Raw genomic sequence first — 6,745 nt, forward strand, 5'->3', positions numbered from 1 at the left:
ACTGCGAGGCGTGCTCGTCGCGGTGATCGAAAACCATCCGGACCGCCCGCTCGCGGACCTCTGGTGAATAAGGGGGGGTTCGCTTCGTCATGGCTCCATCCTGTCAGGAGTTGGAGCCTCCGGGAATCCCGGTGCGGTTCACATGGAGGGGCGCCGGCGGCATCGTTGTGCCCTCATGCACCAACGCCGCCGAGCGCATCAGGCGATGGCAAGGCTAACATCGCAAACGGACGACGCAACTGTAGTGATCGTCTGAAATCAGGTCCTCTTCGCCTCTATCCAAGTTCCCGTGACAGAGCCACTGGGCCTACGTGCGAACGCTAATCGACCTGTGCAACAAAGCGGCTGAAAGAGCCTTCATAAAGCGCTTAGCGGCAGCCGCATCAGATTCGGGTGCTTCCTCAACAAGAGCGCTCTGCACCTCGGCATCGGTTGGGACGTTCGCGCCCTGTCGCGTGCAGGTAATGGACGACGCCGCAACTGCATATCGGAGAGTCTGCTGCAATTCGGCGATGGTCAGGTCCTGAAACCGGCAACGAGCCAGACGCCCGATCTTGGCAAGGTAGGCCAAGGCAGCCGCATGGAAGGTGTCCCCCGCTCCAACGGTATCGACAACAACGACCTTACGACCTGGGACCGCGACAGGCGTGTGTCCGCGAAGATAGCCGGTTGCGCCGGTTGCTCCATGTGTCACCAAGATCAGTGAGGGGCCGGCCGTGTGCCAATGCCGGACAAGGCCTTCGACATCAACGTCCGGGCCGTAGGCTGTAACAAGATCCTCATCGCTTGCCTTGACGATACTGGCATAAGGAAGGAAAGTCTCGAAGCGATCACGCCATTCCTTCATATCGGGGGTCACTGTCGGCCGGACATTTGGATCGATGGAGATCGTCAGACGTTCCGACTCCCGTCTGGCAAGAGCGAGATAGGTATTTGCGACCGGCGCAACGGCCATCGTATACGAGCCGAACGTGATAGCCTCGATGGTGTCTGGAAGCATTGGCGGCAAGTCTGCCTCCGTGACTTGACGATCAGCTTTGCCTTCGCCGTGAAAGGAGTAGGCTGGGTGACCCGTTTCATCCGTTGCCACGACGCTGATCGTTGTCAGCCGCCCCGAGCGAACGGCGTAGGCGAGATCTACACCCTCGGATGCAAGCGTTTCCCTTAAAGCATAGCCGAAATGATCCGTCGAAATGCCTCCATAGAAAGAGGAGCGTTCGCCGAGGCGCGACAGCGCAATGGCGACATTGAAAGGCGACCCTCCAAGGGCGACCTCCGTCTTGAGGCCGCCCAACGGACCATCATTCACGAAAAGGTCGATCAGGGCTTCACCACAGACGAGGATCATGCTCGCATCTCACATCGTTAGGAAATCGGCGGGTCATCAGATAATCGATCGAAATCTGAGCCTGGGTCGGACGCTCGGCGCATCAAACCTCCTCCTTGAACAGCACGTCGCGATCGAGAAGGTATTTCGCGAAGAGCGGAAGGCTGGCTCCTCCTATCGCGCGGGCGTTGGCGCCAATGGAGCCCTCAAGAACCTGAAACGGCGAAAGGCCCTGAAGATCGATCTCGGCAATCCGCTCTCTTGTTCGCGCCACAAGCCGACGACGAACATCCGGAGGAAAGGCGCCATCGATAATTGCTGCTCCGAAATCAATGACCGAAACGGACGCCACAATGGCGTGGGCCAACCCATAGGCGGCTTCGTCGATCCACTCGTCGAGCAACGGGCCGATGGGTTGCCACTCCGACGGAGATTGAAAAATCGACAGTGGATCATGGCCCTTAGACGCAAGACGCTCCTCAAGGCGCACCAGCGATGCCAGTGCAATGAGTTGTTGTGAGCCGCCGGCGTTCCCGACGCCTGCGCCTTGCAGTCCGTAACGCGGGATGGGCATCGACCCCACTGCACCAGCATTGCCAAAGCGGCCGGGATAGAGGCTTCGTCCCAGGACGATTCCGCCGCCGATGAAGGAGCCAACGAAGAAATAGACGAAATCAGGATGCTCGCGCCCGATCCCGAAGGTGAGCTCGGCGCCACAGGCGGCCGTGGCATCGTTAGAGACGATAACGGGAAAGGGACTCAGTGCGCTGATCTCGGTTTGGATGTCGAAATTACGCCAGGCGTCCAGCACCTCTTGTGGTGCGCCTAATGCCTCCGTCCAGTTCCAAAGCTCGTACGGAGCGGCCACTCCAATCCCGGCAATGCGTTGGATCTCCGCGTCGCTGAGGCCTTTGGTGATTTCCGTCAGGCCGCTGCCCAGCTTTGCAAACAGCTCCGTTGGGGTCGGATAGGGATAGGTCCAGTGAATGTCACGGCAGACGGTCCCGACAAAGTCCATGAAGACCAGGTTCGCACTCCGACGCCCAATCTTGAGACCGATGGAATAAGCACCAGTCGGATCGATTTGGAGAGGAACGGAGGGCTGACCGACGCGACCCCGCTGCGGCGACATCCGCAAGAGCAGGCCGTCCGCCTCGAGGGCTCGGACGATTACGGAGACAGTCTGAGCCGAGAGGCCTGTTGCCCGCGTGATATCCGCTTTGGACAGGTTCTCGCGTCGGCGCACTAGGGATAAAATCAGGCGTTCGTTATAGGCACGGACACCCGTGAGATTGCTGCCCCTCGCCCTGTCGTGAGTCGCAGTATGAGCCATGCCAGATGCGAAAACCATCAGTGCCGTCCGGTGTCCGTTTGCCCAATTGAGCGTGCTTAAGTTGCGACCCTCAGGAACCGGATCGCTAGGCCCGTTTTATTTCAGCCCTTCGGCAGACACAAAGAAAATGGCTAGGCTGGCAGCCCTTGTCAATTCATAATTCATATTGATTTATTTATTGACAGCCGCACCTTTTGAGGCAAGGCTAGGTCCAAAGAACAGCCCTCCGCCTGGTCGAAACGCCAGGAGAAAGGGTGCCCCAACCCTTGGGAGGGAAGCATGCCGGGTGAGACCGCAAGACACTCGCTCTTGGAGATGCGTAACATCTCCAAGACATTTGCAGGCATCAAGGCGCTGCGAGGCGTTTCGCTCGATTTGCGCGCTGGAGAAGTCCACTCGCTCATGGGCGAGAATGGCGCCGGCAAATCGACCCTGATGAAGATTCTAGCGGGAGCCTACATACCGGATCCAGGGTCGGAGATCTTGATCAATGGCATACCGGTTCAGATCCATGGCCCGATGGCGGCCAAGGCGCTTGGCATTTCCATTATCTACCAAGAGTTGGCGCTCTCGCCGAACCTCAGCGTTGCCGAGAACATTTATCTGGGCCGTGAACTTCGCCGGGCAGGTTTTGTCGACCGCCAAGCCATGATCGCACAATCAGATAATGTCCTGAGGCGCCTAGGCGCTCCCTTCAAGGCGAGCGCCCTTGTACGCGACCTCTCGATTGCCGAGCGGCAATTGGTGGAGATCGCGCGCGCCATCCACGCCAATTCCCGTATTCTTGTCATGGATGAGCCCACCACGACCCTATCCGAGCGCGAGACGGACAAGCTGTTCGGCATTGTTCGGCAGCTCAGGGATGATGGACTTGCCATCGTCTACATTAGCCACCGCATGAATGAAGTCTACGCATTGTCTGACCGCGTTTCAGTTCTGCGTGACGGCTCCTATGTGGGGACGCTTGAACGCGACGCCATTCGTCCTGAAACCGTGGTTCTGATGATGGTCGGCCGTGATCTCTCATCTTTCTACAGAAAGGAGCATGACGCTCGCGGATCTCGCGGCAAGGTCATCCTCTCGGTTCGCAACATCGGTGACGGCCGTCGTGTCTTCGACAGCTCGTTCGACTTGCATGAGGGCGAAGTATTGGGAATCGCGGGACTGGTTGGCGCCGGAAGAACGGAGTTGGCTCGTCTGATCTACGGTGCGGATGCCTGCCTCTCTGGCACTCTGACGCTGGATGGACAGCCTTGTGCCATTAAAAGCCCGATCGACGCCATCCGCTCTGGGATCGTCTACCTGACCGAGGATCGCAAGCAGCTCGGCCTGTTCCTCGACATGTCGATTGATGAAAACATCAATCTTGGCGTGATTGGTCGGGATGCGTATCCGGGCGGATTCCTCAATCCGAAGCGCGCGCGTGAGCGAGCAGCTCAAGCCATTCAATCTATGGCCATCAGAGCGCCCTCGGCCTTCGTGCCCGTCGGGGCTCTCTCGGGCGGGAATCAGCAGAAAGTGCTTCTATCGCGTCTCCTGGAGACGAAGCCAAGGGTTCTCATCCTCGACGAGCCGACGCGTGGCGTCGATATCGGCGCGAAGTCTGAAATCTATAGATTGATTGACGACCTCGCGAAGGCTGGGGTCGGCGTTATCGTGATCTCATCCGAACTGCCTGAGATAATCGGAATTTGCGATCGCGTCCTCGTCATGCGCGAGGGGCGTATTGCCGGAGAGGTTGGCGGTCCTGACGCACTGCCGGTCACCCAGGAAAACATCATCGCCATTGCGACATCCGCAACCGCTATCGCGGCCTAAGGCCGATTTCCGCGAAAGACTGAAGCCATGACCATGACCTCCTCAGCTCCAGTTACACCAGTGCCGGTACAGCAGCTGGCATTTGGAACGACCATACAGGCACTTGGCATGCTGCCGGTGCTAATCTTAATTGCGATCCTGTTCCAACTGCTTTCCGGCTATTCCGAGTCCGGTAGCGTCGCCGATGCGTGGTCGGCTGGCCGGTTCATGAGCTGGCAGAATCTTTCGATTGTCACGCAGCAGGCATCCATCAACACGGTGCTTGCTGCCGGCATGACCTTCGTCATTTTGACCGGCGGTATCGATCTCTCTGTAGGCTCGATTCTGGCGGCCTCTGCTATGGCAGCCATCTACGCGTCGCTCATTCCTGGTTGGGGCCTTCTCGGGATCCCGGCGGCACTTCTCATGGGTGGGGCGCTTGGTCTCGCTAACGGTGTCCTCATCGCGTTTCTGCGCCTGCCGCCGTTCATCGTAACCCTCGGGGCGCTCACGGCCGTGCGCGGCCTTGCTCGGTTGCTCGGAAACGACACCACCGTCTTCAACCCGAACCTTTCCTTCGCCTTCATCGGTAACGGTACGCTCTTCGGCGTCCCATGGCTCGTGATCATCGCGGCGGCGGTCGTGATCGTGTCATGGGTCATCCTGCGCCGGACTGTCCTTGGCGTGTACATTTATGCCGTTGGCGGCAATCCAGACGCGGCACGCCTGTCAGGCATCAAGGTCTGGGTCGTGCTCCTGTTCGTGTACGGCATCTCAGGCCTTCTGGCTGGCTTGGGCGGCGTCATGTCGGCCGCGCGACTTTTTGCGGCTAACGGAGTCCAACTCGGACAGTCCTATGAGCTCGATGCGATTGCGGCCGTGATCCTCGGCGGAACCAGTTTCGTTGGCGGCATCGGTTCGATCTGGGGCACTCTCATCGGGGCCTTGATCATCGCCGTGCTGTCGAACGGCCTGATCCTGATCGGGGTCTCGGACATCTGGCAGTTCATCATCAAGGGCTTCGTGATCATCGGTGCGGTCGCACTCGATCGCTACCGCCTGTCCGGTTCTGCCCGGACATAACAGTCACCTCACAGGACCCGCGGTCGACTCCTGTGAGGGTGCAATGAACGACCGAGCAAACGGAGGACTCTCATGAAGAAGGTACTTCTCACCACAGCCACCATTCTCGTCCTGTCGGTCGGCAGCGCATCGGCCAAGGAGCTGAAGTCGATCGGCATTTCCCTGGGGTCCATGGGCAACCCCTTCTTCGTGGCTCTCGCAAAGGGCGCAGAGGCGGAAGCCAAGAAGATCAATCCAAACGTTAAGGTCAACACGGTTGGCTACGACTACGATCTGAACAAGCAGTTCAACCAAATCGACAACTTCATTGCTGCGGGCGTCGATATGATCCTGCTCAATCCTGGTGATCCCAATGCGATCGAGCCGGCCATCAAGCGCGCGCAGGCGGCTGGGATCCTGGTGGTGGCTGTCGATACGGCAGCCAAAGGCGCTGATATAACCGTCACGACCGACAATACCCAGGCCGGCGAGATCGCCTGTCAGTACATTGTCGACAAGCTCGGCGGAAATGGCGACGTCATCATCCAGAACGGACCCCAGGTTTCTGCCGTCATCGATCGCGTGAATGGGTGTAAGAAGGTCCTGGGCAGGGCTGCCGGCATCAAGGTTCTATCCAGCGATCAGGACGGCAAGGGATCTCGCGACGGTGGCCTTGCCGTGATGCAGGGACACCTCACCCGCTTCCCGAAGGTCGATGCGGTTTTCACCATCAATGATCCACAGGCGATCGGCTCGGACTTGGCCGCCAAACAGTTGAACCGGTCGAACATCATCATCACGTCCGTTGACGGCGCTCCGGATATCGAGGCGGCGCTGAAGGCCAACACGTTGGTGCAAGCTTCCGCTAGCCAGGATCCTTACGTGATGGCCCAGATGGGTGTTCGTCTCGGCAACGAAGCCCTCAACGGCAAGAAGCCTGAGCAGACTGTCATTCTGCTCCCCTCGACGCTCGTGACGCGTGAGAACGTGAATGAATACAAGGGATGGCAGGCGGCCCGCTGATCAGCCACTGAACAAGGCAGCCGTGCGTAACAACGCTCGGCTGTCTGTAATGGTGGTTTCGCCGCCATTCCTCTGCAACGGGTCGGATACCACGGCTGCGGCAGCGTCCGTCTCTTTTTTGGATGAGGTCTGATGTATCACCATTCTTCGACGCTTCCGCTGCCCGAGCGGACGCCGGTCCCGGTCTTCGACCTGGCGATTGC

6 protein-coding genes are annotated in these 6,745 nt (G+C 58.9%); 3 read left to right on the forward strand and 3 right to left on the reverse strand.

Annotated features, from left to right (window positions below):
- Nucleotides 1-307: 307 nt before the first annotated feature.
- Both DC522_RS31965 and DC522_RS31970 read right to left on the reverse strand, forming a co-directional pair.
- Nucleotides 308-1,348, reverse strand: a complete 1,041-nt coding sequence (locus DC522_RS31965) for a carbohydrate kinase (RefSeq protein ID WP_116532479.1) — start codon at nucleotides 1,346-1,348, stop codon at nucleotides 308-310.
- An 82-nt stretch (nucleotides 1,349-1,430) separates the two neighbouring features.
- A complete protein-coding gene (locus tag DC522_RS31970; protein WP_116532480.1) occupies nucleotides 1,431-2,678 on the reverse strand; it encodes an ROK family transcriptional regulator in 1,248 nt (415 codons plus the stop codon).
- A gap of 261 nt (nucleotides 2,679-2,939) precedes the next feature.
- Here DC522_RS31970 and DC522_RS31975 point away from each other — a divergent pair, with 261 nt between their 5' ends.
- The 3 genes from DC522_RS31975 to DC522_RS31985 all read left to right on the forward strand — a co-directional run bounded on the left by DC522_RS31975 (nucleotide 2,940) and on the right by DC522_RS31985 (nucleotide 6,542).
- Complete coding sequence (locus DC522_RS31975) at nucleotides 2,940-4,478, forward strand: sugar ABC transporter ATP-binding protein (RefSeq protein WP_116532481.1); 1,539 nt, start codon at nucleotides 2,940-2,942, stop codon at nucleotides 4,476-4,478.
- A 33-nt stretch (nucleotides 4,479-4,511) separates the two neighbouring features.
- The gene (locus DC522_RS31980) at nucleotides 4,512-5,540 is read left to right on the forward strand and encodes a ribose ABC transporter permease (protein ID WP_116532483.1); all 1,029 of its coding nucleotides are present in this window, start codon (nucleotides 4,512-4,514) and stop codon (nucleotides 5,538-5,540) included.
- A gap of 72 nt (nucleotides 5,541-5,612) precedes the next feature.
- Complete coding sequence (locus DC522_RS31985; RefSeq protein ID WP_116532482.1) at nucleotides 5,613-6,542, forward strand: ABC transporter substrate-binding protein; 930 nt, start codon at nucleotides 5,613-5,615, stop codon at nucleotides 6,540-6,542.
- On the opposite strand, the gene DC522_RS35565 is transcribed toward DC522_RS31985, so the two are convergent.
- The coding region (locus tag DC522_RS35565; protein ID WP_205769887.1) for a hypothetical protein at nucleotides 6,543-6,745 on the reverse strand (203 nt) is incomplete at its 5' end.

This window comes from Microvirga sp. KLBC 81, assembly GCF_003075415.1.
Lineage (GTDB): Bacteria > Pseudomonadota > Alphaproteobacteria > Rhizobiales > Beijerinckiaceae > Microvirga.